Source organism: Rhizobium sp. YJ-22, from assembly GCF_029601685.1.
Classification (GTDB): Bacteria; Pseudomonadota; Alphaproteobacteria; order Rhizobiales; family Rhizobiaceae; genus Metarhizobium.
The window spans coordinates 165,887-189,999 of the sequence record NZ_JARRIR010000008.1; the positions used below are offsets into that span (position 1 = coordinate 165,887).

23 protein-coding genes are annotated in these 24,113 nt (G+C 62.6%); 13 read left to right on the top strand and 10 right to left on the bottom strand.

Annotation, left to right across the window (positions count from 1 at the left end; genetic code table 11):
- The first annotated feature begins 92 nt into the window (after window positions 1-92).
- Window positions 93-917 (top strand): hypothetical protein, encoded by an 825-nt coding sequence (locus P7F60_RS19250; protein ID WP_277919301.1) that lies wholly within the window; start codon window positions 93-95, stop codon window positions 915-917.
- Between the two features lie 118 nt (window positions 918-1,035).
- The gene (locus tag P7F60_RS19255; RefSeq protein ID WP_277919302.1) at window positions 1,036-2,544 is read left to right on the top strand and encodes a GGDEF domain-containing protein; all 1,509 of its coding nucleotides are present in this window, start codon (window positions 1,036-1,038) and stop codon (window positions 2,542-2,544) included.
- Window positions 2,545-2,728: 184 nt separating this feature from the next.
- On the opposite strand, the gene P7F60_RS19260 is transcribed toward P7F60_RS19255, so the two are convergent.
- Both P7F60_RS19260 and P7F60_RS19265 read right to left on the bottom strand, forming a co-directional pair.
- Window positions 2,729-3,892: a DUF2865 domain-containing protein gene (locus P7F60_RS19260; RefSeq protein WP_277919303.1), complete on the bottom strand. Its 1,164-nt coding sequence runs from the start codon at window positions 3,890-3,892 to the stop codon at window positions 2,729-2,731.
- A gap of 224 nt (window positions 3,893-4,116) precedes the next feature.
- The gene (locus P7F60_RS19265; protein ID WP_277919304.1) at window positions 4,117-6,447 is read right to left on the bottom strand and encodes an NADP-dependent malic enzyme; all 2,331 of its coding nucleotides are present in this window, start codon (window positions 6,445-6,447) and stop codon (window positions 4,117-4,119) included.
- 216 nt (window positions 6,448-6,663) lie between these two features.
- On the opposite strand from P7F60_RS19265, the gene P7F60_RS19270 reads away from it, so the two are divergent.
- Both P7F60_RS19270 and P7F60_RS19275 read left to right on the top strand, forming a co-directional pair.
- Entirely contained in the window at window positions 6,664-7,485 is an 822-nt protein-coding gene (locus P7F60_RS19270) for a UDP-2,3-diacylglucosamine diphosphatase (protein WP_277919305.1), read from the top strand.
- A 175-nt stretch (window positions 7,486-7,660) separates the two neighbouring features.
- Window positions 7,661-8,851: an MFS transporter gene (locus P7F60_RS19275; protein WP_277919306.1), complete on the top strand. Its 1,191-nt coding sequence runs from the start codon at window positions 7,661-7,663 to the stop codon at window positions 8,849-8,851.
- Here P7F60_RS19275 and dgcA read toward each other — a convergent pair.
- A complete protein-coding gene (gene dgcA, locus P7F60_RS19280) occupies window positions 8,821-9,804 on the bottom strand; it encodes an N-acetyl-D-Glu racemase DgcA (protein WP_277919307.1) in 984 nt (327 codons plus the stop codon). The genes P7F60_RS19275 and dgcA overlap by 31 nt on opposite strands.
- Before the next feature lie 188 nt (window positions 9,805-9,992).
- On the opposite strand from dgcA, the gene P7F60_RS19285 reads away from it, so the two are divergent.
- The 4 genes from P7F60_RS19285 (at window position 9,993) to P7F60_RS19300 (ending at window position 14,067) form a co-directional block, all read left to right on the top strand.
- The gene (locus P7F60_RS19285; protein WP_277919308.1) at window positions 9,993-11,147 is read left to right on the top strand and encodes an MlaE family lipid ABC transporter permease subunit; all 1,155 of its coding nucleotides are present in this window, start codon (window positions 9,993-9,995) and stop codon (window positions 11,145-11,147) included.
- 8 nt (window positions 11,148-11,155) lie between these two features.
- A complete protein-coding gene (locus P7F60_RS19290; RefSeq protein ID WP_277919309.1) occupies window positions 11,156-12,007 on the top strand; it encodes an ABC transporter ATP-binding protein in 852 nt (283 codons plus the stop codon).
- A gap of 6 nt (window positions 12,008-12,013) precedes the next feature.
- Window positions 12,014-13,384 (top strand): MlaD family protein, encoded by a 1,371-nt coding sequence (locus tag P7F60_RS19295; protein ID WP_277919310.1) that lies wholly within the window; start codon window positions 12,014-12,016, stop codon window positions 13,382-13,384.
- 74 nt (window positions 13,385-13,458) lie between these two features.
- Window positions 13,459-14,067 carry an ABC-type transport auxiliary lipoprotein family protein gene (locus P7F60_RS19300; protein WP_277919311.1) on the top strand — a complete coding sequence of 203 codons (609 nt, stop codon included), beginning with the start codon at window positions 13,459-13,461 and terminating at the stop codon, window positions 14,065-14,067.
- A gap of 68 nt (window positions 14,068-14,135) precedes the next feature.
- On the opposite strand, the gene P7F60_RS19305 is transcribed toward P7F60_RS19300, so the two are convergent.
- The 4 genes from P7F60_RS19305 to P7F60_RS19320 all read right to left on the bottom strand — a co-directional run bounded on the left by P7F60_RS19305 (window position 14,136) and on the right by P7F60_RS19320 (window position 17,904).
- Window positions 14,136-14,468, bottom strand: coding sequence for a hypothetical protein (locus tag P7F60_RS19305; protein WP_277919312.1), 333 nt, complete (start codon window positions 14,466-14,468; stop codon window positions 14,136-14,138).
- A gap of 216 nt (window positions 14,469-14,684) precedes the next feature.
- Window positions 14,685-15,227 carry a hypothetical protein gene (locus P7F60_RS19310; RefSeq protein ID WP_277919313.1) on the bottom strand — a complete coding sequence of 181 codons (543 nt, stop codon included), beginning with the start codon at window positions 15,225-15,227 and terminating at the stop codon, window positions 14,685-14,687.
- A 155-nt stretch (window positions 15,228-15,382) separates the two neighbouring features.
- Window positions 15,383-16,438, bottom strand: a complete 1,056-nt coding sequence (locus tag P7F60_RS19315) for a TIGR01620 family protein (RefSeq protein ID WP_277919314.1) — start codon at window positions 16,436-16,438, stop codon at window positions 15,383-15,385.
- Complete coding sequence (locus tag P7F60_RS19320) at window positions 16,435-17,904, bottom strand: YcjX family protein (protein ID WP_277919315.1); 1,470 nt, start codon at window positions 17,902-17,904, stop codon at window positions 16,435-16,437. Before P7F60_RS19320 ends, P7F60_RS19315 begins: the two co-directional genes overlap by 4 nt.
- 200 nt (window positions 17,905-18,104) lie before the next feature.
- On the opposite strand from P7F60_RS19320, the gene gyrA reads away from it, so the two are divergent.
- Window positions 18,105-20,864, top strand: a complete 2,760-nt coding sequence (gene gyrA / locus P7F60_RS19325) for a DNA gyrase subunit A (protein WP_347276876.1) — start codon at window positions 18,105-18,107, stop codon at window positions 20,862-20,864.
- A 155-nt stretch (window positions 20,865-21,019) separates the two neighbouring features.
- Here the strand turns inward: gyrA and P7F60_RS19330 are convergent, their stop codons facing one another.
- The 3 genes from P7F60_RS19330 to P7F60_RS19340 form a co-directional block, all read right to left on the bottom strand.
- Window positions 21,020-21,154 (bottom strand): hypothetical protein, encoded by a 135-nt coding sequence (locus P7F60_RS19330; RefSeq protein WP_277919316.1) that lies wholly within the window; start codon window positions 21,152-21,154, stop codon window positions 21,020-21,022.
- Window positions 21,155-21,203: 49 nt separating this feature from the next.
- Entirely contained in the window at window positions 21,204-21,368 is a 165-nt protein-coding gene (locus tag P7F60_RS19335) for a hypothetical protein (RefSeq protein ID WP_277919317.1), read from the bottom strand.
- 166 nt (window positions 21,369-21,534) lie between these two features.
- A complete protein-coding gene (locus P7F60_RS19340; RefSeq protein ID WP_277919318.1) occupies window positions 21,535-21,705 on the bottom strand; it encodes a hypothetical protein in 171 nt (56 codons plus the stop codon).
- A gap of 183 nt (window positions 21,706-21,888) precedes the next feature.
- Here P7F60_RS19340 and coaD point away from each other — a divergent pair, with 183 nt between their 5' ends.
- The 4 genes from coaD (at window position 21,889) to P7F60_RS19360 (ending at window position 24,109) form a co-directional block, all read left to right on the top strand.
- Entirely contained in the window at window positions 21,889-22,389 is a 501-nt protein-coding gene (coaD, locus tag P7F60_RS19345) for a pantetheine-phosphate adenylyltransferase (RefSeq protein ID WP_277919320.1), read from the top strand.
- 46 nt (window positions 22,390-22,435) lie between these two features.
- Window positions 22,436-23,008, top strand: a complete 573-nt coding sequence (locus P7F60_RS19350; protein WP_277919321.1) for a peptidylprolyl isomerase — start codon at window positions 22,436-22,438, stop codon at window positions 23,006-23,008.
- Between the two features lie 36 nt (window positions 23,009-23,044).
- Window positions 23,045-23,560 (top strand): peptidylprolyl isomerase, encoded by a 516-nt coding sequence (locus P7F60_RS19355; protein WP_277919322.1) that lies wholly within the window; start codon window positions 23,045-23,047, stop codon window positions 23,558-23,560.
- Window positions 23,561-23,659: 99 nt separating this feature from the next.
- On the top strand, window positions 23,660-24,109 hold the full coding sequence (locus tag P7F60_RS19360; protein WP_277919323.1) for a DMT family transporter: 450 nt from the start codon (window positions 23,660-23,662) through the stop codon (window positions 24,107-24,109).
- The last annotated feature ends 4 nt before the right edge of the window (window positions 24,110-24,113 follow it).

The window sequence follows — 24,113 nt, forward strand, 5'->3', positions numbered from 1 at the left end:
GATGGAAAACGGTCGTCGAGTTTATTTTGCGGGAAAACTGGCGCCGGCGGCCGCGTCTACGCTAAGGAAAACGACGGGAGGAGGGAGGAGCCATGCGCAGTTCAGTCGAGATCTACGATATCGCAACGGGGCGGAACAGGGTCGTTTGGCAGACGGCCAGTCTGATGGAAGCGCCGAATTTCGCGCCGGATGGCCGCCATCTCCTGATCAATGGTGAAGGCCGCCTCTATCGCCTGCCGCTGGACGGTGGCGCGCCTGTACCGGTGGACACCGGTTTCGCCGAGCGCTGCAACAACGACCACGGCGTCTCGCCGGACGGGCGCTGGCTGGCGATCACCGACAAGACGGAATTCGGCAAGTCTGCCATCTATATCCTGCCGATCGAGGGTGGAACGCCGCGCCTTTTGACGCAGAAGCTGCCGTCCTACTGGCACGGCTGGTCACCGGATGGCGCGCATGTCTGCTATTGCGGCATTCGTGGCGATGTCTTCGACATCTACACCATCGCCGTCGAGGGCGGCGAGGAAACCCGGTTGACCTTCGGCGAGGGGCGCAACGACGGTCCCGATTATTCACCGGACGGTCAATGGATTTACTTCAACTCCAGCCGCAGCGGCCTGATGCAGATCTGGCGCATTCACCCGGATGGCAGCGGACTGGAGCGGGTGACAGACGAACCCCATGGCAACTGGTTTCCGCATCCGTCGCCTGCCGGCGACAGGGTGCTCTATCTCGCCTATGCGCCCGATATCGTCGATCATCCGCGCGACCTCGATGTCCATCTGCGAATCATGGGCATGGATGGCTCCAACCCGCGCACGCTAATGTCGCTTTTCGGCGGGCAGGGCACGATCAATGTCCCAAACTGGTCGGCGGATGGCGGTTCCTTCGCCTATGTCCGTTATGCTCCGGCTTGAAACCGGCCCCGATTAAGCCTTTCGTTACCAAGCCGTTTAAGCGTCTCTTTCGGCCCTTGTGCTAGCGTCCACACCAATACACTTGGGCGTTCCAGTCCACGAGGAAACAATGACGGCGATGACGGCGCGACTCTTTGCAAAAACCTCCAACTGGATGGTGCATGGCATACACACCGCCTGCGCGCTGCTGGTCGTCGTCTTCGCGGCCAGCGTTTTCCTTGTGCTCGATGCCTCGGTCGAGCAAGCCAACAAGTTCGGCCAGGCGACGGAGCGCAAGCTCGTGCAGCAGGAGTTCCAGCACCTGATCGACGAGATCGTCAAATACCAGGCGGCGGTCTCAATCTGGGATGCGACGGTCGCGCAAATCCGTTCGTCCGAGTTCAGCCATTATTTCGTCGAGCGCCAGCTTCGCACTCGCCTGTGGTCGGAATTCGGCTTTTCGTGGACGGTTTTCGCGCCGTCGGGCAAGCAGGCGGTCGTTGCCGTCAATCGCGGCGAGGAGGTCTCTCCCGACAAGGCCGACGCGCTGCTGTTCTGGATCGACGACCTCGTTTACGAGGCGACGCAGAAATACTGGGCGGCGCTGAAGAAAAGCGATGGCGGTTTCGTCGTCCGCAGGCCGGCGCCCGATCCCGACAAGCTGTCACCGGAATTGCCCTTCATCCATGCCGCCGACATGCGCATGGTCGATGGCCGTCTCAGCATCGTCGTCGTCCAGGCGGTGCTGCCGCGCTCGCTGTTTATCCCCGCCGGCTTCGAGCAGCCGACGCTCATGGTCAGCGTCAAGCCGATCTCGGACAAGATGCTGGCGACGATGAGCGAACGGCTCGGCATCGGCGGCCTGCATGTGGTCAAGGAAGATGAGCTCAAGGAGCGCCCGACGGCCTACACGCCGGTCGGCAAGGGTTTTACCGATGGCCCGTTCCTCGTCGCGTGGCAGCCGAACGCGCCCGGCCCGACCATCTGGAAGGCGGTCATGCCCAAGGTGGCGTTGCTTTCGGCACTCGCGGCGATTGCCATGGGCTTCATCGCCTGGCGTTTCGGGATGCTGGTGCGGGCCCTGCAGCGCAGCGAGGCGAGCAACCGCTTCCTTGCCAAGCATGACGGCCTTACCGGCCTTGCCAACCGCATCGGTTTTCAGGAAGCGCTCGAAGCTTTCACCGGCACCGTCCGCGACGGCCAGCTTGCGATCATCGCCGCCGACCTCGACAAGTTCAAGATGGTCAACGACCGCTTCGGCCATGCCGCCGGCGATGCCGTGCTGCGCACCATCGCCCAGCGTTTTCGCGATCGAGTGGGCGATCGCGGCATCGTCGCCCGCCTCGGTGGCGATGAATTCATGGTGATCCTGCGCGATGTCGCCGATCACGACGAGGTGCTCGCCGTCGCCAACGGCATGGTCATCGATGCGCAGATTCCCATCCCCTACAACAATCTGCCGCTCCAGGTCGGCAGCAGCGCCGGCATCGCCTTCTATCCCCAGCATGGCCGCAACCTGCGCAACCTGGTGCATTCCGCCGATATGGCGCTGTACCAAGCCAAGAATTGCGGCCGCGGCCGATCGGTGATCTTCGAAAACGACCAGCCGGAATCAGTTCCGGAAGAAACGCAGATTGCCGCAGCCTGATGCGACGCTCGCCGGTCGTGCCGCGTTGCATTCCGCTACGTCATGCTCAAGCGTCTCCGGAGCATGTAAACACGCCCGAAATCCAGTGCCGTCAATCAATTGGAGCCGTTGGCAGACATACGGGGCGAGCCCGAGGATGACGTCTTGGGCGCGTTGAAAGGTTTGCCTAACGCGTTGTGCCGCATCACTGTTGCGGCTGAACCATCGAACCCTGAGGGTTTTTCAGATCTATCCCGGCGCTGTCGCTGCCGAGGAATTGTGGGCCGACTTGGCGGATTTTCGATTTCGAGGGGTCATATGGCCGCTCTTCAGGCAGGGTGATCTTCGCCGAACTTCCCGCTTCCGGGTTGGCGGGCGGGGTTATGCCGGGCTCTGTCGCCTCGGTGCCGGTCGGGATCCGGGTCACGGATCTTTCCGCCTCGGCTTCCGGCTTCCGGCTTGGCATGGGCACGACGCCGCTGTCCTGCTTCTTCAGCGCGTCCTGGTAATAGGCGTTGAGATTGCAGGAGCAGGTGGAGCTTTTCGTGTCCTTTCGGTTGCGATAGGCAAAGGCGGTGGAGAGTTCCTTGTAGGGCTGACCGGTCGCCGTCGAGATCATGTCCGACGTCTCCTGGTCGAGCATGGAATGGTAATAAAGCTCCGTCTGGGTTCCCGGGCACATCCTGGCGCAGATGGCGGCATCGCGGGAAAAATCTGCAGGCGTCGCATTCGAGGAGATCGGGAAGAAGCCGCCATCGCAGGTGCGCACGCAAAGCGTCCGCAGGTTGCCGACCATCGGCTCCGGGCCTTTCAACTGGCCGTCGAGGCGCAGCATGTCGTCGGGCTGGCGCTCGATGGCTCCGAAATCGCGCATGCCATAGCCGCGATCGTCCTCGATCTCGCTGTCGCGCGAGGCCATGATGTCGTCGGGCATCGGGGCGGGCGGCTCCTGGCCGGCCATGTCCTCATCCATGCAGCCGTTTCGGCGCAGCGCCGCGAGGATGTCGCCGCGATCGCCCGAATCGAGACTGGCGCGGCGCTCCAGCATACCGCGCTTGGTCATTTCCGCCTGATGGAGATCGTCCTCGGCCGCCGCGCAGAAAGCTTCGTTATCGCCGCCATAGACGGTGATGCTGCCCGACGAGCAGCCGGCGCGGCGCAGGTCGCTGCGAATCTGGCGGATATCGCGGTTGAGCTGGTTGATGGTCTCGGCGAAGCGGCGCGATTGCCGGTTGGAGGCGATTGTCACGCTGCTCGAACTCAACGCCTGGCGCAGTTGCTCGCAGACCGCGCGCGCTTCGGCGCCGACGGGCAACAGGGCAGCCGTGGCGATCAGCAAAGCCGGAAACACCCGTCCCGTCTGGCGCATGGGGACCATCTCCTTACCGAACCGAAAGCAATTCCAGCAAAAGTAGGGAACGCAGTTTTGCGTCCGGAATTGCGCAAAGCAAAGAGTTAGAGTGTTTTCGCTTTTCCAAGAAAAGCGGAAACGCTCCAACGACGAACCGGCGGTCGTGCCGCCGGCGCACATATCATGCGAGACTCGCCGGGATGCGGCAAGGAAGAGCCCCGGGCCGCGTCCCGGTTCTTCGTTCACGCTTGCGTGACGGCCGGCTGCGATGCCTGCACCACCGCGAAGGCCGCCATGTTGACGACACCACGCGAGGTTACCGACGACGACAGGATATGCGCCGGCATCGCCGCGCCGAGCAGAATCGGTCCGACATGCAATGCATCCATCATCGTACGGACGATTCCGAGCGAAATATTGGCAGCATCGAGATTGGGGAAGACAAGCAGATTGGCTTCGCCGGTCAGGGTGCTGTTCGGCATCGCGCGGCGGCGCAGGCTTTCGGTCAGCGCCGAACCGCCCTGCATTTCGCCGTCGACCTCCAGTTCCGGTGCGCGCCGGCGGATCAGCTCCAGCGCCTCGCGCATCTTGTGGGCGCTTTCCGAGTGGCGCGAGCCGAAATTCGAATGCGACAGCAGCGCCGCCTTGGGCGTTATTCCGAAACGGTGGATTTCCTGCGCCGCGAGGATCGTGGTCTCGGCGATCTCGTCGGCTGTCGGATTGTAGTTGACGAAGGTGTCGGTGAAGAAGATCGCGCCGCGCTGCGAAATCAGCAGGCTGAGGCCGGCAAAGGAATGGGCATCCTTGCGCTTGCCGATGATCTGGTTGACGTCGCGCACATGCCGGTCGTAACGGCCTTCGACGCCGCAGATCAGCGCGTCCGCCTCGCCGCGGCGAACCGCCAGCGCGCCGATGACGGTGTTGTTGGTGCGCACGATGGTGCGCGCCGCTTCCGGGTTGATGCCGGCGCGGCCGACCAGCGCGAAATAGTCGTCGACGTAGTCGCGATAGCGTGGATCGTCCTGCGGGTTGACCACCTGGAAATCCGAGTCCGGACGGATGCGCAGGCCGAAACGCTTGAGGCGCGTCTCGATGATCTGCGGACGGCCGATCAGGATCGGCTCGCCGGTCTTTTCCTCGATCAGCACCTGGGCGGCGCGCAGCACGCGCTCGTCTTCGCCCTCGGCGAAGATGACGCGCTTTGAACCGCTGGCGGCATGTTTCGCCATGGTGAAGATCGGCTTCATGATGAAACCGGAGCGGAAGACGAAACGGTTGAGCTGATCGAGATAGGCCTCGTAATCGGCGATCGGCCGCGCAGCGACGCCGCTTTCCTCGGCCGCGCGGGCAACGGCCGGCGCAATGCGCAGGATGAGCCGCGGATCGAAGGGCGAGGGGATCAGATAGTTCGGGCCGAAGGTCGGCGTCTCCTCGGAATAGGCCTTGGCGGCGACTTCCGAAACCTCCTCGCGGGCAAGCGCTGCGATGGCGCGCACGGCGGCCATCTTCATTTCCTCATTGATCGTCCGCGCGCCGCAATCCAGCGCGCCGCGGAAAATATAGGGGAAGCAGAGGACATTGTTGACCTGGTTGGGGAAATCCGAGCGGCCGGTGCAGATCATCGCATCCGGGCGGGCGGTGCGGGCAAGATCCGGCATGATTTCCGGTGTCGGATTGGCGAGCGCCATGATCAGCGGTCGCTCGGCCATGCGTGCCAGCAATTCCGGCTTGAGCACGCCGGCCGCCGACAGGCCGAGGAAGACGTCGGCGCCATCGATGCTTTCGTCGAGGCGGCGCTTGTCGCTGTTCTGGGCATAGACGGATTTCCAGGGATCCATCAGCTCGGTGCGACCTTCATAGACCAGGCCCTCAATGTCGTGGACCCAGATGTTTTCGCGCCGCGCACCCAGCGTCACCAGGAGGTTGAGGCAGGCAAGGGCGGCCGCGCCCGCGCCGGAGGCGACGATCTTGACGTCCTCGATCTTCTTGCCGGCCAGCTCCAATCCGTTGAGGATGGCGGCGGCGACGATGATGGCGGTGCCGTGCTGGTCGTCATGGAAGACCGGGATGTTCATCGTCTCGCGCAGCTGGCGCTCGACCTCGAAACATTCCGGTGCCTTGATGTCCTCGAGATTGATGCCGCCGAAGGTGGGCTCCAGCGCCGAGATGGTGCTGACCATGCGCGCGACGTCGGCGGCGTCGATCTCGATGTCGAACACGTCGATGCCGGCGAACTTCTTGAACAGGACAGCCTTGCCCTCCATGACCGGCTTCGAGGCGAGCGGCCCGATATTGCCGAGGCCGAGAACGGCGGTGCCGTTGGAAATGACGGCGACGAGGTTGGCGCGCGCGGTGTAGTCGGCGGCGGTTTCCGGATTGTCGCGGATGGCGAGGCAGGGGGCGGCAACACCCGGCGAATAGGCGAGCGCCAGGTCGCGCTGGTTGCCGAGCGCCTTGGTCGCATGGATCTCCAGCTTGCCCGGGCGCGGATAGCGGTGGAAGAACAGCGCCTGCTGGTCGAGGTCGCCCGTCACCGGAACCCCGTCATTTCTCGGTTTGCCTGAGGTATCCATGGTTGGCGCACTCCTCTTCTCGATATGGCTGCATGCCGGTGTCATACATCAATGCGCTTGGCAATGAACAGCATGGAATTCCGGCGGAAGCCTCGTTCCCTGTTCACATTTCGCGTCATCGTCCGATACCCGTATCACCAGCGGATGTCATCATGCTGAAACATGAGTCTGTTTCTACAGGAATGGATGAAAGGTGTAGCGGAAGGGGTGGCGATCGTGACGGAACAACAGGATATCAAACGATTCAGGACGCTGTTCCTGTCGGACGTTCATCTGGGTTCGAAGGCGGCCAAGGCGGATTTCCTCCTCGATTTCCTTCGTTACCACGATGCGGACACCATCGTGCTCGTCGGCGACATCATCGATGGCTGGCGGCTGAAACGCAACTGGTATTGGCCGCAATCCTGCAACGACGTGGTGCAGAAGCTGTTGCGCAAGGCGCGCAAGGGCACGCGCATCGTCTACATCCCCGGCAATCACGACGAATTCCTGCGCGATTTTCCCGGCACCCATTTCGGTGGCATCGAGGTCGCCGAGCGCATGATCCATCGTGGCGCCGACGGGCGCCGCTATCTCGTCATCCATGGCGATGAATTCGACGTGGTGGTGCGCAATGCCCGCCTGCTGGCCTATCTCGGCGACTGGGCCTATGATACGGCGATCGCCATCAATGTGGCGCTGGCCGCCGTGCGCCGCTTCTGCGGCCTGCCTTACTGGTCGTTTTCCGCTTGGGCAAAGCTGCAGGTCAAGCATGCGGTGAATTTCATCGGCGAATTCCAGCGGGTGGTCGCCGACGAAGCGCGCCGTCACGAGGCGGACGGCGTCATCTGCGGCCATATCCACCATGCCGTCATCGAAGACATGGACGGCATCCGCTACATGAACACCGGCGACTGGGTTGAAAGCTGCACCGCGATCGCCGAGCATGAGGACGGCACCTTCGAATTGCTGACCTGGCGCGAGATCGTCGGCACCGCCGACGAGCCGCAGCTTCCCACAATCCCGGTGGAAGCGCCGCTGCGCATTCGCGCGGCGTAAGCCCCGGTATCTCCAGAACACATGCATAGCGGCTTCGCGGCCGGAGATGTGAGAAGGGATGGAGATATGAGACGGAATATAGGGAATCCTTGATTTTCAGGGAGCGATTTCTGGCCCTATCCGGCATGCGTGACGCGTGATAGGAGATGCCGGTCTTTCCCAAGCAGGCATCTCCATGAGTCTCGTCAGTCAGGCCCCGGACCGCGGCGCCGCGCCGCGCTGGTTTTCGCAGCGCAGCGCGCTGGTCTGTTCCGCGCCGATGATCGTCAACGGCACGGTTCTTCCCTTCTTCCCGGTCTGGCTCGGCACCCATGCGCTCGGCGATTTCGAAATCGGCGTAATTCTCGCCGTGCCGCTCCTGATGCGCGTCATCTTCGCGCCGCTCCTCACGATGCTGGCCGACAGGCTGGAGGAACGCACCTCGATCCTGCTCTGGTCCGGCCTTCTGTGCCTCGCGACCGCGATTGCGCTGATCTGGTCGAAAAGCTTCTGGCCGATCGTCATCGTCTATGCGCTGCAGGGCGCGTTCCTGTCGCCCTATGTGCCGGTCGTGGAGGCGATGCTGATCACTGGCGTGCGCCGCTGGGGCTATGATTACGGCGCGATCCGCCTCTGGGGGTCGCTCGCCTTCATCTTCGCCACATTGCTCGGTGGTTTCCTGATCGGGCACTACAGCGGCTCCATCGTGCTGCCGCTGATGATCTGCGGCTTCATCGTCATGAGCCTGATGGGATTGGTGGCGCCGAAAATCGGCAATGCGCGGATCGCGAAAACCGTGCGCCGCGCCGGAGGATCGCTGCGCCGTCTCGACCTGCATCTGGTGATGATCGGCTCCTCGGTGGTGCAGGCGAGCCATGCGCTGCTCTATGCTTTCTCGGCCATTTACTGGCGCGAGCTCGGTTATTCCGGCACCTCCATCGGCATCCTCTGGAGCGCCGGGGTCATGGCGGAAGTCATCGCCTTCTATTTCGCCCGCCAGCTCAACCGCAGTTTTGGCGCCTGGACGATGATCCGCTTCGGCGCGACCGTCGCCGTCTGCCGCTGGCTGCTATTTCCGCTCGACATGGGTTATGTCGGCTATCTAACGCTGCAATGCCTGCATGCCTTCACCTTCGCCTTCTGCCATATCGGCATCCAGCGCCGCATCGTCGATGCCGTGCGCGAGGATCAGGAAGCCTCGGCGCAAGGGGCCTATTATTTCTACAACAGCATCTTCATGGCCGCCGCGACGCTCGGCTCCGGCTATATCTACAGCGGCCTTGGCCTGCATGCCTATTACGTCATGTCGCTGGTGGCGCTGACCGGCCTCGGCTGCGTCATCATCGCCTATTACCGTCAGCCCCAGAGCGAGGCTTCCGGCGGATAGACGAGCGATCCTTCGTAATTCAGGCCGGGGTGCCGGTCTTCCGCCAGCAGCAGCGGCCCGTCGAGATCGACGAAATCCGCATCCTGCGCCACGAGCAGGGCAGGCGCCATGGCCAGCGACGATCCGACCATGCAGCCGACCATGATCCGGAAGCCGAGGCGCTTGGCCTCCTGCCGCATCGCCCAGGCCTCGGTCAGCCCGCCGGTCTTGTCGAGCTTGATGTTGATGGCGTCGTAGCGGTCGCGCAAGGCGGCGAGATCGGCGGTCAGATGCACGCTCTCGTCGGCGCAGACCGGAACCGGGCGCTCGATCGTGGCAAGAATCGCATCGCGCCCCGCCGGCAATGGCTGTTCGATGACGGCGATGCGCGCTTGCCTGGCGATGGCGAGGTGGTGGCGGATCGTCTCGTCGCTCCAGCCCTCGTTGGCGTCGAGAATGATCTCGCTTTCGGGAGCGGCGGCCCGCACGGCGCGGATACGGCTTTCGTCGTCGCCAGTGCCGACCTTGACCTTCAAGAGCCGGCGATGGGCGACCTTTCGCGCCTGCTCGGCCATGACCTCCGGCTCGCCGAGCGAAATCGTATAGGCTGTCACCAGCGGCCTCATCGGCGGCAGGCCGAGAACGGCGGCGACGCTGCGCTTGTCAAGCTTCGCCTCCAGATCCCACAGCGCGCAATCGACGGCATTGCGCGCAGCACCCGCCGGCATCGCGCTCTGCAGCCCGATCCGGTCGAGCCCGGCCTCGATGGCAGGCGCGATCTCGGCGATCTGCGCCGCGACGCTGTCGATGCTTTCGCCATAGCGACCGTAGGGCACGCATTCGCCGCGCCCAGTGTCACCGCCATCGCGAATCACGCAGGCGACGACCTGCGCCTGCGTTTTGGAACCTCTTGAAATGGTGAACGTTCCGGCGATCGGAAAGGTATCGATTGTTGTTTCGAGGTGACGTGCCATGGGATTTACGCGTTCCATCGACCAATTTCGTTAACGAATGGCTTTATTTACCCGTGATGCGGTGACACGACTAGGGGCAAGCCGCTAAGAGAGTCGGGACTGCCGACGTTTGCCAGGGAAAATCGTAAACGGGTTTTCCAGGAGGCGAATGGAAGCGAAACGTCCCCTGCCGGAAAGATGTGACTGAGTTGAATTTGGATTCGTCGTCCGCCGCGCGTATCTCCATCGAAGCCCTGCCGTCCGAGGCCGGGCATCGCCTGACGCTGTCCGGCAACTGGACCAATACCGGCATTCCACCGGTGATCGATGATCTGCGCAAGGTCGCCCATGAACGCAACGCCGGCAAACTGACGCTCGATCTCTCCCAGGTCGAACAGATGGACGTCGCCGGCGCCTGGCTGGTGCGCCGTCTGCAAAGCGATGTCGACGAGGCCGGCGGGACGGTGGCGCTGGAAGGCGCCAGCAACCGCATCGCCGATCTCATCGAGGCGCTGCCGGATGCCTTGCCGGAACCGGATGCGTCGGATGGGTCGAAAGGCACGCTGTTTCAGCGGCTGTTTGCGCCGATCGGCGAGCGTACATATCGCATGTGGTCGGACATCCTGTTCGCCATGCACATCCTTGGCTCGGCCGTGCGCGGCGCGCAGTTGAAGCTCGGACGCTCCAGCGGCGTCTCGCCGGCCTCGGTCGTCAATCAGGTCGACCAGATGGGCGTCAAGGCGGTGCCGATCATCCTGCTGATGTCCTTCCTGATCGGCGCGATCATTGCCCAGCAGGGGGCCTTCCAGCTTCGCTATTTCGGCGCGGAAGTCTTCGTCGTCGATCTCGTCGGCATCCTTCAACTGCGCGAAATCGGCGTGCTGCTCACTGCAATCATGATCGCCGGCCGCTCCGGCAGCGCCATCACCGCCGAAATCGGTTCGATGAAGATGCGCGAGGAAATCGACGCGCTGGTGGTCATGGGCCTCAACCCCGTCGGTGTGTTGATCTTCCCGCGTCTGGTCGCGCTGACGGTGGCGTTGCCGCTGCTGACCATCGTTGCCAATTTCGCGGCGCTGGCGGGGGCCGCCCTCGTCGCCTGGGCTTATTCCGGCATCACCTTGGAGGTGTTTCTCACGCGCCTGCATGAATCCGTCGATATTTCCACCGTCCTCGCCGGCCTGATCAAGGCGCCGTTCATGGCGCTGATCATCGGCGTCGTCTCTGCGGTCGAGGGCATGAAGGTCGGCGGCTCCGCGGAATCGCTTGGCCTGCATGTCACCTCGGCGGTGGTCAAGTCGATCTTCGTCGTCATCCTCGTAGACGGGCTGTTTGCCATGTTCTACGCGGCAATCAATTTCTGAGGGTTGCCGTGGCTGACAACGCATCCATCGAACGCGCGGAAAAATCGGGTGAGGAGAAAGACGTCATCCTTTCGGTGCGCGACCTGACGGTCGCCTTCGGCCCGAAGGTGGTTCTCGACAAGCTCAATCTCGATGTCTACCGCGGCGAAATTCTCGGATTCGTCGGCGCCTCCGGCACAGGCAAGTCGGTGCTGATGCGCACGGTGCTGAAGCTTTTGCCGCGCCAGTCCGGCAGCATTCGCATTCTCGGACAGGATTACGATTCGCTTGACGATGCCGAACGCATCAAGATCGATATGCATCTCGGCGTGTTGTTCCAGCACGGTGCGCTGTTTTCTGCCTTGACGGTCAAGGAGAATATCCAGCTTCCGATGCGCGAATATCTCGACCTTCCGAAGTCGCTGATGGACGAACTGGCGCGGCTGAAGATCGAGATGGTCGGGCTTGCCCCGGACGCTGCAGACAAATACCCCTCCGAGCTTTCCGGCGGCATGGTCAAGCGCGCGGGCCTTGCGCGTGCGCTGGCGCTTGATCCGGCTCTTGTCTTTCTCGACGAGCCGACCTCCGGCCTCGACCCTATCGGGGCCGCCGAATTCGACGAACTGATCGCCCATCTGCGCGACACGCTGGGCCTCACCGTCTACATGGTAACCCACGATCTCGACAGCCTGTTTTCGGTTTGCGACCGTATTGCGGTTCTTGGCCAAAAACGAGTATTGGTGGAAGGTACCATCGAGGACATGCTGGAATTTGACGATCCGTGGGTGCAGTCCTATTTCCGCGGCAAGCGTGCCCGCTCCATCGTGCATCGGGACGATGACAAGGCCGACGTACTGCCGAAACAGCCGTCACAGCGATAGGAACTCATGGAAACCAAAGCCAACTACGCCATTGTCGGGTTCTTCACCATTCTGGTGATCGCCGCCGCTTTCGGCTTTGTCTACTGGATGGCCCAGTATGGCCGCGGCGGGCCGATGGCCGATCTGATCATCCGCATTCCCGGTTCCGCCAACGGCCTCAGCGTCGGCTCGCCGGTGCGTTTCAACGGCATCACCATCGGCTCGGTGCGCAGCCTGTCGATCGATGGCAAGGATCCGAATTTCTCCATCGCCTTCACCGAAGTGAAGGAGAACGCGCCGATCTACAGCTCCACCAAGGCGATCCTGGAAATCCAGGGACTGACCGGCGCCGCCTATATCGAGCTCTCCGGCGGCAAGACCGGAGACACCAATCTCATGCAGGCCGCGCGTGAAACCGGTGAGGCGCCGGTACTGACCGCCGACCAGTCAAGCGTCACCAACCTGCTGGCGACCGCCGACAAGATCATGGGCAAGGCCGACGACACCATCGACGATATCCAGGGCTTCGTGCGCGACGCCCGCACGCCGTTGACCAACACGGTGCGCAATGCCGAATCCTTCACCAAGTCGCTGAGCGACAATTCCAAGGGCATCGATGAGTTCCTGAAGAGCGTCGCGTCGCTTTCCGAGACGGTGACCAAGATCTCCGGCCGGCTGGATTCGGCCATCGAGACGGTCGACCGTATCGTCAAGGCCGTTGATCCGCAGAAGGTCGACCGCATCGTCGCCAATGCGGAGAAGGTCAGCAACGATATCGCCGCCTCCAGCGGCGACCTCTCCGAAACCATCAAGAGCTTCCGCCAGACGGCCGAAACCTACAATCGTTTCGGCGAAGAAGCGGAAAAGGCGTTGAAGAAGGTCGAGGATCTCGTCGCCGCCGTCGATGCCGCCAAGATCCGCTCCTCCGTGGACAATGCGTCCGCGACCATGGCGGATGCGCGCGCCGCCGCCGCGTCGATACGCGGCGTCACCGACGACATCCAGGCACGTCGCAAACAGATCGACGACGCCATCGCCAATGCGTCTGAAATCACTCAAAAGCTGAACAAGGCATCGAACCGCGTTGACGGCATTCTGGTGAAGGTCGACAAGCTGCTTGGTTCCGATGACGCCAATTCGCTGTTTGCGGAAGCGCGCAGGACGCTGGAATCGTTCAAGAGCGTCGCCGACAACATCAATGCTCGCGTCGGGCCGATTGCCGACAATCTCAGCCGCTTCTCCTCGACGGGCCTGCGCGACGTGCAGACGCTGGTCGGCGAAACGCGGCGCACCGTGCAAAGCCTGAACGACGCCATCGGCAATTTCGATCGTGATCCGCAGCGCCTGCTGTTCGGTGGCGACAACGTCAAGACCTATAACGGCCGCAACCGGCATTAAGAGCATTCCAGCAAGGATGCGACGCGGTTTTCCGAGCGGAAATGGGCAAAGGTAGAGGGAAGAGAGTGGGCAGCATGATCGTTTCGGATGGCCGCATTCAACGTGGGGGAGGCCTCGCGGTCGTGTTTTTCGTGGTCGCGACGCTACTGACGGCCTGCGGCGGCGGCGCGAGCAACGATACGTTCGACCTGAGGGCGGCGGTCAGCGCCGATGGTCCTTCCGCCCGCAACCGCCAGATTCTCGTTCCCGAGCCGTCGGCGCTGAAGGCGCTGGACAGCGAACAGATTCTGGTGCGTGTCGGCGGCGCCGAAGTGCAGTATCTCTCGAAATCGCAATGGAGCGACAAGCTGCCGCGTATGGTGCAGGCCAAGCTGGTGCAGGCCTTCGAGAACACCGGAAAACTCGGCGGCGTCGGCAAGCCGGGGCAGGGGCTGGCGATCGATTATCAGATTGTCACGGAAATCCGTGCCTTCGAGATCGACACGGTATCGCGCCGCGCCAAGGTCGAAATCTCGGTGAAGATCCTCAACGATAAGAACGGCGAGGTAAGGACGCAAAAGGTATTTGCCGCCGCTTCGCCCGTCAGCTCGGGCGCGACCAACCCCGCCTTCATCAAAGCCCTCGATGCCGCCTTCACCGCCGTCGCGGCCGAGATCGTTGATTGGACGCTACGCTCCATTTGAGCGGCGACAAGAAAAATGCCCGGTCTTTCGGCCGGGCATCGAGACATCAGCGGCTCTCGCCAACGTGATTATTCATGAATGGTGTAGGCGCCGAGTTCGCAGAGATCCTGCGTGTCTTCGGTGGTGTCGAGATTGCTGTCTTCCGAGAATTCGAAGCGCATGTCATATTTGCAGACGGAACGGCCGTCGGCGATGGTGATGTCGATCGACTCGCCGGGCTCCAGAACGTCCTTGCCGAAAACGTCGTCTTCCCAATCATTGACGCCGACGGGCGAAGTATAGAAGCGCGTCAGCGTCGACTTCGTGCCGTTCTTTAGCGTGAACTTCAGGTCCTCGGCATGCGACACACCTGCCAGCAGCAGGGTCGTTGCCGCAGCAAGCGCGAATTGCGTGAATCTCATGATTATCCCCCAAGGGCATTTCCTGGAAAAGCGGATACAGGCCTTCCATTCTGGAAATGCGATAAACGATCGCCCAGGATCGGGCGACGCATTTATAGGGGAGGTTTATTGATAATTTCGAGTGGCTGTCGCGGTGCGATCAAAAAAAGTCACATCGCTTCTTCGGTCGTTGTTATCAACGGAAATCCGCCTCACAATGTGGTGGAAATGCGCCGGTCACTCGATGGAGCCGACCTTCATATCATCCACCTGCTGGCGGTTGAGAGTGACTCCGATGACCGGGACCATACGGTCCTCGACCTTGACCGAGATCGTCACCTTCATCGCATTGTCGTCCTCGAGGCGGGCGATCATCGCACCGTTCAGCTTGGCGCGGTTGATGCCGAGCACGACCTTATTGCCGTTGACGGCGCCGGAGATCACGTCGAGGCCCTTGCCGGTGGCGCCGTCCAGGAACTTGCCCTTGTAGGAGCTGCCGGCCTGGGAGATGATCGCGGACATAGGCTGGCTGAAGACGCCGACCCGGCAGGTGCCTTCCAGCTTCAGGCCGGCCTTGCCGCCATCCTGCGGCTCGCCCGTCAGGTTGCAGGAAAATTTCGTGCCCTTGTATTTCCCGGCGACGATTTCGCCCGGACCCTTCCAGCTTCCGGCGACGGACTGGAAGAATTGCTTGTCATTTTCGGCAGCGGAAGCGCCGGAAACAGCGCCCGTCGCCGCAAGGACGATGCCGGCGAAAAGGGAAATGCAGCGCGGATACATGAGACATTCCTTGGAGAGGACAACGGCCAAATCTGAGGGCGAGTTTTGCCCGATATTGGTTAATGCATGGTTGCCTGAGCGCAGAAAAGGCCATGCACGGGTAACCTTAAGGAAGCCTTAGCGATGCATTTATCCCTTTGAAAAATTGCCAAAAATCAGGGAGCCGGCCCGCCGCGCAGGTCGCCGGCGAAATCGCCTATTCCGGGACGTTTGAGCGCCCGGAAGGGCAGCGGCCGGCAATAATCCATCGCCGCAATGCCGATTCGGGCGGTCATCAGCCCGTTGACGACGCCTTCGCCGAGCCGGGCCGAAAGCTTCGAGGCCAGCCCGTGGCCGATCACCTGCTGGATCAGGCTGTCGCCGACCGCAATCGAGCCGGTGACCGCCAGGTGCGCCAGCACATCGCGCAGCAGCCGCAACAGGCCGAGCGTGCCCGGCCGGCCGCCGTAAAGCTCCGCCATGGCCCGCACCAGCCGCGCCGCTTCATACAGCACATAGGCGAGATCGACGATGGCCCGCGGGCTGACGGCGGTGACCACCGAGACGCGCTTCGAGGCGCCGAGAATGAGTTGCCGCGCCTTGCGGTCGAGCGGCTCCAGAAGCTCGCGTTCGGCAAGGTCGATCAGATGGGCGCTGTCAATGATGTCGCCCTCGGTCGCCGCCAGCCTTTCGCGGCCGCGCGCCGTCTCGACCCGTCCCGCCGCCAGCGCCGTCAGGCGCGCGACGACGGCGCGGGCGCGTTTGGGCCGGGCGTCGGCAATCGCCGCTTCCGCCTCGGCCTTCAGCGCCTGCACGGCGGCGATGCGATGCAGGCCGAAAAGCTCGCGGGTGACGATGGCGAGCAGCGCCGCAAGCCCGACCGCGACCGCGCCGATGGCGACGTAACCCAGCCAGTCGGAACGCGAAAACAGGTCGCGGATCACCCGGTCGGCCCACAGGCCGAAGCCGAGCGACAGGAAAATGCCGAAGGCACCGGCAGCGATGCCGCCGAGCGAAAACCGCCGGCGGGCCGGGGGCGGCGGTTGCAGGGCCTGCGCATAGAGCGCTGAGATATCAGACAGGAACGGATCGTCGTCATCCTCGATCAACGAGACGCCGCTGTCGAAACGCCCCGGCCGTCGCGGTGTTTCACGCGGGGCGTCGGCGGGGCGGTCCTCATCGATATGGAAGGCGGCGGGGCGGCGGGGCGGAGGCGTATCGGACGAGTTCATGCCAGGCGGTCTCCGACGAGGAATTGCAGGGCGCGGTCGAGGCGGATATGCGGCAGCGAAGCGCCGCCCTTGCGGCTGCTTTCGATAGCCGGCGGCCGGAAGCGGACGATATTGACCTGCGGCGCGGAAAGCGTCCCGTCCGCCTCGACATCGAACAGGATTTCCGTCTTTTCCGGCAGGTCGCCAGGAAAGATCGCGGTCTTGGTTGCGCCGTCGAAACGGTGGCCCTCGATGGTCTCGCCTTCCATCGGCGTGCCGACGATGACCGGCAGGACATGGCCGTCGCGCTCGACGGTGGCCTCGCGCGTGGCGCGAACCGAGGCCAGCGCCAGCGTCTCAATGCCGGCGCCGCTCATGCCGATCGAGCGGATGGCGCGCTCCACCAGACGCCGCGTGATCGCTTCCAGCCGATCGTGGCTTTCGTGGTGCAAATGGTCCGCCTTGGTCGCGGCCACCAGCACCTTGTCGATGCGGCGGGTGACGAAGGAGGAGAAGAAGCTGTTATGCCCCGGCCGGAAGCAGGCGAGCACATCCGCCAGCGCCCGTTCGAGATCGGCGACCGCCTCCGGCCCGCGATTGACCGCCTGCAACGCATCGACCAGCACGATCTGGCGGTCGAGCCGGGCGAAATGCTCGCGGAAGAAGGGTTTGACCACCACGGTCTTGTAGGCCTCGTAGCGCCGCTCCATCATCGCCCGGAACGAGCCCTTCGGAGCCGGCGTTTCCGGCAGATCGGGCAGGGGCGCAAAGGTCAGGGCCGGCGAGCCGTCGAGATCGCCGGGCATCAGGAAGCGCCCCGGCGGCAAAGTCGAAAGCGACCGCTCGTCCGCCTTGCAGGCGCGCAGATAGGCGGTGAAGGCGAGGTGCAACGCGCGGGCGCGCATCTCGTCGGCAGGGCCGTCGAGATCGATGGAGCGGGCAAGCCCAAGCCATTGCTGGGAAAGCTCGGCGCGGATGCCGGTTTGCGCCAGTTCTACCGTCTGCCGGCTGAACTGATAAAAGTCCTGCCGCAGCAGCGGCAGATCCAGCAGCCATTCGCCGGGATAATCGACGATGTCGATGGAGAGTTTCCCGGGCGCAAACAGCCGGTTCCAACTGCTGGCGCTGCGAAAAGTGAAAGTCAGGCGCAACTCCGAGATCGCCCGCGTCGAGTCCGGCCAGATGCGGTCGTCGACAAGCGCGCGCACATGATCCTCGTATTGAAAGCGCGGCACGGCGTCGTCCGGCTGCTCATCCAATGTTACCGCTGTCACACGCCCCGCGCGCATCGGCTCGAACAGCGGCAGGCGGCCGCCATGCAGCAGGTTATGCACCAGCGAGGAGATGAACACCGTCTTGCCGGCTCGGGAAAGCCCGGTGACACCCAGCCGCACAGTCGGGTGGACCATATGGGCGGCGCGGTCGGCGAGGTTGTCGAGCGCGATCAGCGCATCGTCCTTGAAGGTTGTGAGCGAGGGCGGTTTCAAGAGGGCTCCGGGCAAAGATGGTCGCTTCGCATATAGGCGCTGCAGGCTTTGGCGAAAAGAAGCGGAGCATGCGAATTTTGTTGGGGATTTGCCATGTTTTGGACGCCGAAACCTGCGCAGGACAGTGCACGAAATTGGCGTTGACGCAGCGTTTCCGCTATAAAAGCGTATCTGATTCCGAACAAAGATCGTGATTCAATTTGACTGAGCACTCTGCACCCGGTGGCGGCAAACTACCGCCAGGCATCGAACCCATTTCCATCATGGAGGAAATGCAGCGGTCGTACCTCGATTACGCGATGAGCGTGATCGTATCCCGCGCGCTTCCTGACGTCCGCGACGGATTGAAGCCTGTTCACCGGCGTATCCTGTACGGCATGTCGGAACTGGGCATCGACTGGAACAAGAAATATGTCAAATGCGCCCGCGTGACCGGCGACGTGATGGGTAAATTCCATCCGCATGGTAACGCCGCGATCTATGACGCGTTGGCGCGCATGGCCCAGGACTGGTCGCTGCGCCTGCCGCTGATCGACGGCCAGGGCAATTTCGGCTCCATCGACGGCGACCCGCCGGCGGCCGAACGCTACACCGAATGCCGCTTGCAGAAGTCGGCGCATTCGCTGCTCGACGACCTCGACAAGGAAACGGTCGATTTTCGCGACAACTATGACGGTACGCTTTCCGAGCCCGCCGTCCTGCCGGCGAAATTCCCCAACCTGCTGGTCAACGGCGCCGGCGGCATCGCCGTCGGCATGGCGACCAACATTCCGCCGCACAATCTTGCCGAAGTCATCGACGGCTGCATCGCGCTGATGGACAATCCGGCGATGGAACTGCCGGACCTGATGCAGATCATTCCCGGTCCGGATTTCCCGACCGGCGCGATGATCCTCGGCCGCGCCGGCATCCGCTCTGCCTACGAGACCGGGCGCGGCTCGGTCATCATGCGCGGCGTCGCCGCCATCGAGCCGATGCGCGGCGACCGCGAGCAGATCATCATCACCGAAATTCCCTATCAGGTGAACAAGGCGACGATGATCGAGAAGATGGCCGAACTGGTGCGCGAAAAGCGCATCGAGGGCATCTCGGATCTGCGCGACGAATCCGACCGCCAGGGCTATCGCGTCGTCGTTGAGCTGAAGCGCGACGCCAATGCCGAGGTCATCCTCAACCAGCTCTATCGCTACACGCCGCTGCAGACCTCCTTCGGCTGCAACATGGTGGCGCTGAACGGCGGCAAGCCGGAGCAAATGACGCTGCTCGACATGCTGCGTGCCTTCGTCTCCTTCCGCGAGGAGGTGATCAGCCGCCGCACGAAATACCTGCTGCGCAAGGCGCGTGACCGGGCGCATGTCTTGGTCGGCCTCGCCATTGCCGTCGCCAATATCGACGAGGTCATCCGCGTCATCCGCGAGGCGCCCGATCCGCAGACGGCGCGCGAAATCCTGATGGAGCGCCGCTGGCCGGCGGCCGACGTCGAGCCGCTGATCCGCCTGATCGACGACCCGCGCCATCGCATCAACGAAGACCTGACCTACAACCTCTCCGAGGAGCAGGCTCGTTCGATCCTCGAATTGCGCTTGGCCCGCCTGACGGCGCTCGGCCGCGACGAAATCGGCGACGAGCTGAACAAGATCGGCGAGGAGATCAAGGATTACCTCGATATCCTGTCGTCGCGCCTGCGCATCCAGACCATCGTCAAGGAGGAGATGAAGGCGATCCGCGATGAATTCGGAACGCCGCGCCGCACCCAGATCGTCGACGGCGGCCTCGAAATGGACGACGAGGATCTGATCGCCCGCGAGGACATGGTCGTCACCGTCTCGCATCTCGGCTATATCAAGCGCGTGCCGCTCGCCACCTATCGCGCCCAGCGGCGCGGCGGCAAGGGCCGCTCGGGCATGGCGACCCGCGACGAGGATTTCGTCACCCGCCTGTTCGTGGCCAACACGCATACGCCGGTGCTGTTCTTCTCCTCGCGCGGCATCGTCTACAAGGAAAAGGTCTGGCGCCTGCCGATCGGCACGCCGCAATCCAAGGGCAAGGCGCTGATCAACATGCTGCCGCTGGAGCCCGGCGAACGCATCACCACGATCATGCCGCTGCCCGAGGACGAGGCGAGCTGGGATAATCTCGACGTGATGTTCTCGACGACGCGCGGCACCGTTCGCCGCAACAAGTTGTCGGATTTCGTCCAGGTGAACCGCAACGGCAAGATTGCGATGAAGCTGGAGGAAGAGGGCGACTCGATCCTGTCGGTCGAGACCTGCACCGATCGCGACGACGTGCTTTTGACCACGGCGCTCGGCCAATGCATCCGCTTCCCCGTCGATGACGTCCGCGTCTTCGCCGGCCGCAACTCCATCGGCGTGCGCGGCATTTCGCTGGCCGATGGCGACCGGCTGATCTCGATGACGATCATCGGCCATGTCGATGCCGAGCCGTGGGAGCGCGCCGCCTACCTCAAGCGTTCGGCCACCGAGCGCCGTGCCAGCGGCATCGATGAGGAGGATATCGCGCTGGTCGGCGAGGAGGTTTCCGAAGAGGGCCAGCTTGCGGACGACCGCTACGAGGAACTCAAGGGGCAGGAGCAGTTCGTCCTGACCGTCTCGGTAAAGGGTTTCGGCAAGCGCTCGTCCTCCTACGACTTCCGCACCTCCGGCCGCGGCGGCAAGGGTATCCGCGCCACCGATACCTCGAAGACGACGGAAATCGGCGAACTGGTCGCTGCCTTCCCGGTCGAAGACGGCGACCAGATCATGCTGGTCTCGGATGGCGGCCAGTTGATCCGCGTGCCGGTCGGCGGCATCCGCATCGCCAGCCGCGCCACCAAGGGCGTCACCATCTTCTCGACCGCCAAGGATGAGAAGGTCGTCTCGGTGGAGCGCATCAGCGAGCCGGAAGGCGATGACGAGACCGGCGACGAGCCGGCGGGCGAAGCCGAAACGCAGGCCTGATAAACAGACAAAAGGGCGGTCCATCGGGCCGCCTTTTTTGATTTCGCCTGGGAAATATGGACAAAAATAAACCGGACGGTGAGGGAAACCATCCGGTTCGAGATGCTGCGACAAGAGGGAGGGAGGTGTCGCAGAGCTATTTCGGAACAGATCCGTTAGAAGGCGCGGTGGCGACGACCCAACTCCTTGAGGTCTTCGCTTTCGCGGCGCAATTCTGAAAGGCTGGTCACCACGGACGCAACGAACATGCTGCTGATGAGGGCGGCGAGTACGGTCAGGGTCAGGAACATGGAAACCACCTTTCTGTCGTGAACGGATCGTGTTCCGTTATGCTTTCCCTCAGTATTGGCTGAGGTGGTAAGCGCGAGATGTCACTTCGGTAACGCGGGCCTTTGCGGAAGAAGAAGCATTGGCTTGATGATCGTAAAGGGTGATGGTTGCTGTCAGCATCGCCCCGACCATCACCATCCAGGCGAAACTGATCATCGTGATCTTGTCGAGCATAAGCTTTTTCCTTGGTTGCGTTGCCGCATTGCTGCTTGGCGAACGGTTAATGCATAAGGTTAAAATTGGTTCCAGACAGAAGGTGAGATCGATTTAGATGAACGGTGCTGAAGCATCCTTGAATGTCCCGTTCATCTGCCGTTCATCTTCCTAAATCGATTGAGATTCAGTTGAGCGCTGTCCAGCCGCGCATCCGGGCGGCGCGGGCGCGCCTGTCGATCGCCTTGCGGCCGGCATCGACAGGCCACTCGATCTCGATGTTTTCCTTGACGATATGAAAGACCCATTCCACCAGCAGGGAGAGGGCGATCAGGCTGAGGGCGACGAAGATGAGCATGGCGGGCGACCCCTGTATGCGTCCGGTGGGTTTCGATTGATGCCATTCAACCATCCTGCGCCTGAAACCACCTTGAATGATGCGTTCATCGACTATTCATGGTGGTGAAACAGGACGGTAAAGCGCTTGCGGCGTCGGGCCATCCGTGACAAAAGCCAATTGACTTCAAAGAGTCGGGCGACGATGACGACAGCTTTTTATCCCGGATCATTCGATCCGATGACGAACGGACATCTGGATGTTCTCCTGCAGGCTTTGAACATGGCCGGGCATGTGGTCGTCGGCATCGGTGTCAATTCCTCCAAGACGCCGCTCTTTTCCTTCGATGAACGCGCCGAGTTGATCCGCCTTTGCCTGAAGGACGTGCTGCCGGATAGCGCCGAGCGCCTGTCTGTGGTCGCTTTTTCCGGTTTGGTGGTCGATTCCGCGCGCGAGCATGGCGCGTGCCTGTTGGTGCGCGGCCTGCGCGACGGCACCGATCTCGATTTCGAGATGCAGATGGCCGGCATGAACCGTCAGATGGCGCCGGACGTACAGACGGTTTTCGTGCCGGCCGAACCGGTCTCGCGACCCATAACCGCCACATTGGTGCGCCAGATCGCCCAGATGGGCGGCGATGTCAGCGCTTTCGTCCCCGCCGCCGTGCTGGAAGCGCTGCGCGGCAAATTCAGTTCGAAGGGCTGAGCCTCGAAAAGGCCGGCCCCAAGCATCTTCCCCGATTGGAGATCGCATGAAGTATTATTTCACCCTGGCGTTTGCCGCGACACTTTATGTCGCCTCCTTCGCCGGCGAAGTCATCGCCCAGCAGGCCAAGCATCTGATGACCATCCAACTCAAGGACGGCCCCGTCGTCATCGAGCTGGATCCAAAGGCCGCGCCCAAGCACGTCGCCCAGATCGAGACGCTGGCAAGCAAGGGCGAATATGACGGCGTCGCCTTCCACCGCGTCATCGACGGCTTCATGGCCCAGACCGGCGATGTCGAACACGGCAAGGTTGGCAAGAATTACGATGCGGGCCTCGCCGGCACCGGCGGCTCGAAGCTGCCCGACATCCCGGCCGAGTTTTCCGACATTCCGTTCAAACGCGGCACGGTCGGCATGGCCCGCTCGCAGGATCCGAATTCCGCCAACTCGCAGTTCTTCATCATGTTCGATGACGGCTCCTTCCTGAACGGCCAGTACACGGTTGTCGGCAAGGTCGTCTCCGGCATGGAATTCGTCGACAAGATCAAACGCGGCCAGGGCCAGAACGGCGAAGTCAGCGATCCCGACAAGATGGTCAAGGTCACCGTCGGCAAGTAATCGAAAACGGCGTTGCGCCGAGCAAGGAGAGAAACCATGGCCGAAATCAAAGACCCGGAAAACACCGTCATCCTCGAAACGACGAAGGGCAGGGTCGTCATCCAGCTTCTGCCGGAAGTCGCGCCCGAGCATGTCGCCCGCATCAAGGAACTGGCGCGCGAAAAGGCCTATGACGGCGTTGTTTTCCACCGCGTCATCGAGGACTTCATGGCCCAGACCGGCGACGTCCAGTACGGCAAGCAGGGCGGCGAGCACTTCAATCCGGCCCGCGCCGGCATGGGCGGCTCCTCCAAGCCGGACCTGAAGGCGGAATTCTCCGCCACCTCGCATGTGCGCGGCACCTGCTCCATGGCCCGTTCGCAGAACCCGAACTCGGCCAACTCGCAGTTCTTCATCTGCTTCACCGATGCACCCTGGCTGAACAAGCAGTATTCCGTCTGGGGCCAGGTCATCGAAGGCATGGATGTCGTCGACAAGATCAAGCGCGGCGAGCCGGTGCGCGATCCCGACAGCATCACCACCATGCGGGTTGCGGCAGACGCCGCCGCTTGATAATGAGTGCGTGAGATTTTCGACCGCCTCGGCAAGGCCGGGGCGGTTTTGCGTTTGCGGAACGTTGTTTTTGCATCTGCCGTGAAAGGATTGCCCAAGGTGATTGCACTTTTCTGGACGCTGATCGGCGTTGCCGCCGGGGCATGCGTCGCGTTTCAGGCGCCGATCAATGCGCAGCTCGCCAAGGGCCTTGGCATGCCGGTCGCCGCAGCCGCCATCTCGTTTTTCGCCGGAGCGGTGGTTCTCGCCTTCATCACCTTTCTATCCTCGAAGGCGCAAGGCGTCACGCCGGACTGGCGCGCGCCGGACAACTGGCTGTATGTGGCCGGTGGCTGCCTCGGGGCCACCTTCGTCACCGCCTCGGTGCTGCTGACGCCGCGCATCGGCACGGCGGCCGTAATGGCCACCTTCATCGCCGGCCAGCTTTGCGCCGGCATTCTCATCGATCGCTTCGGGCTGCTCGGCGTCGCCGTGCGCGAACTCAGCCTCGGGCGCATTGCCGGCGCGCTGCTGCTTTGCTGCGGCGTCGTCATGATCCGGATGTTCTAAGACC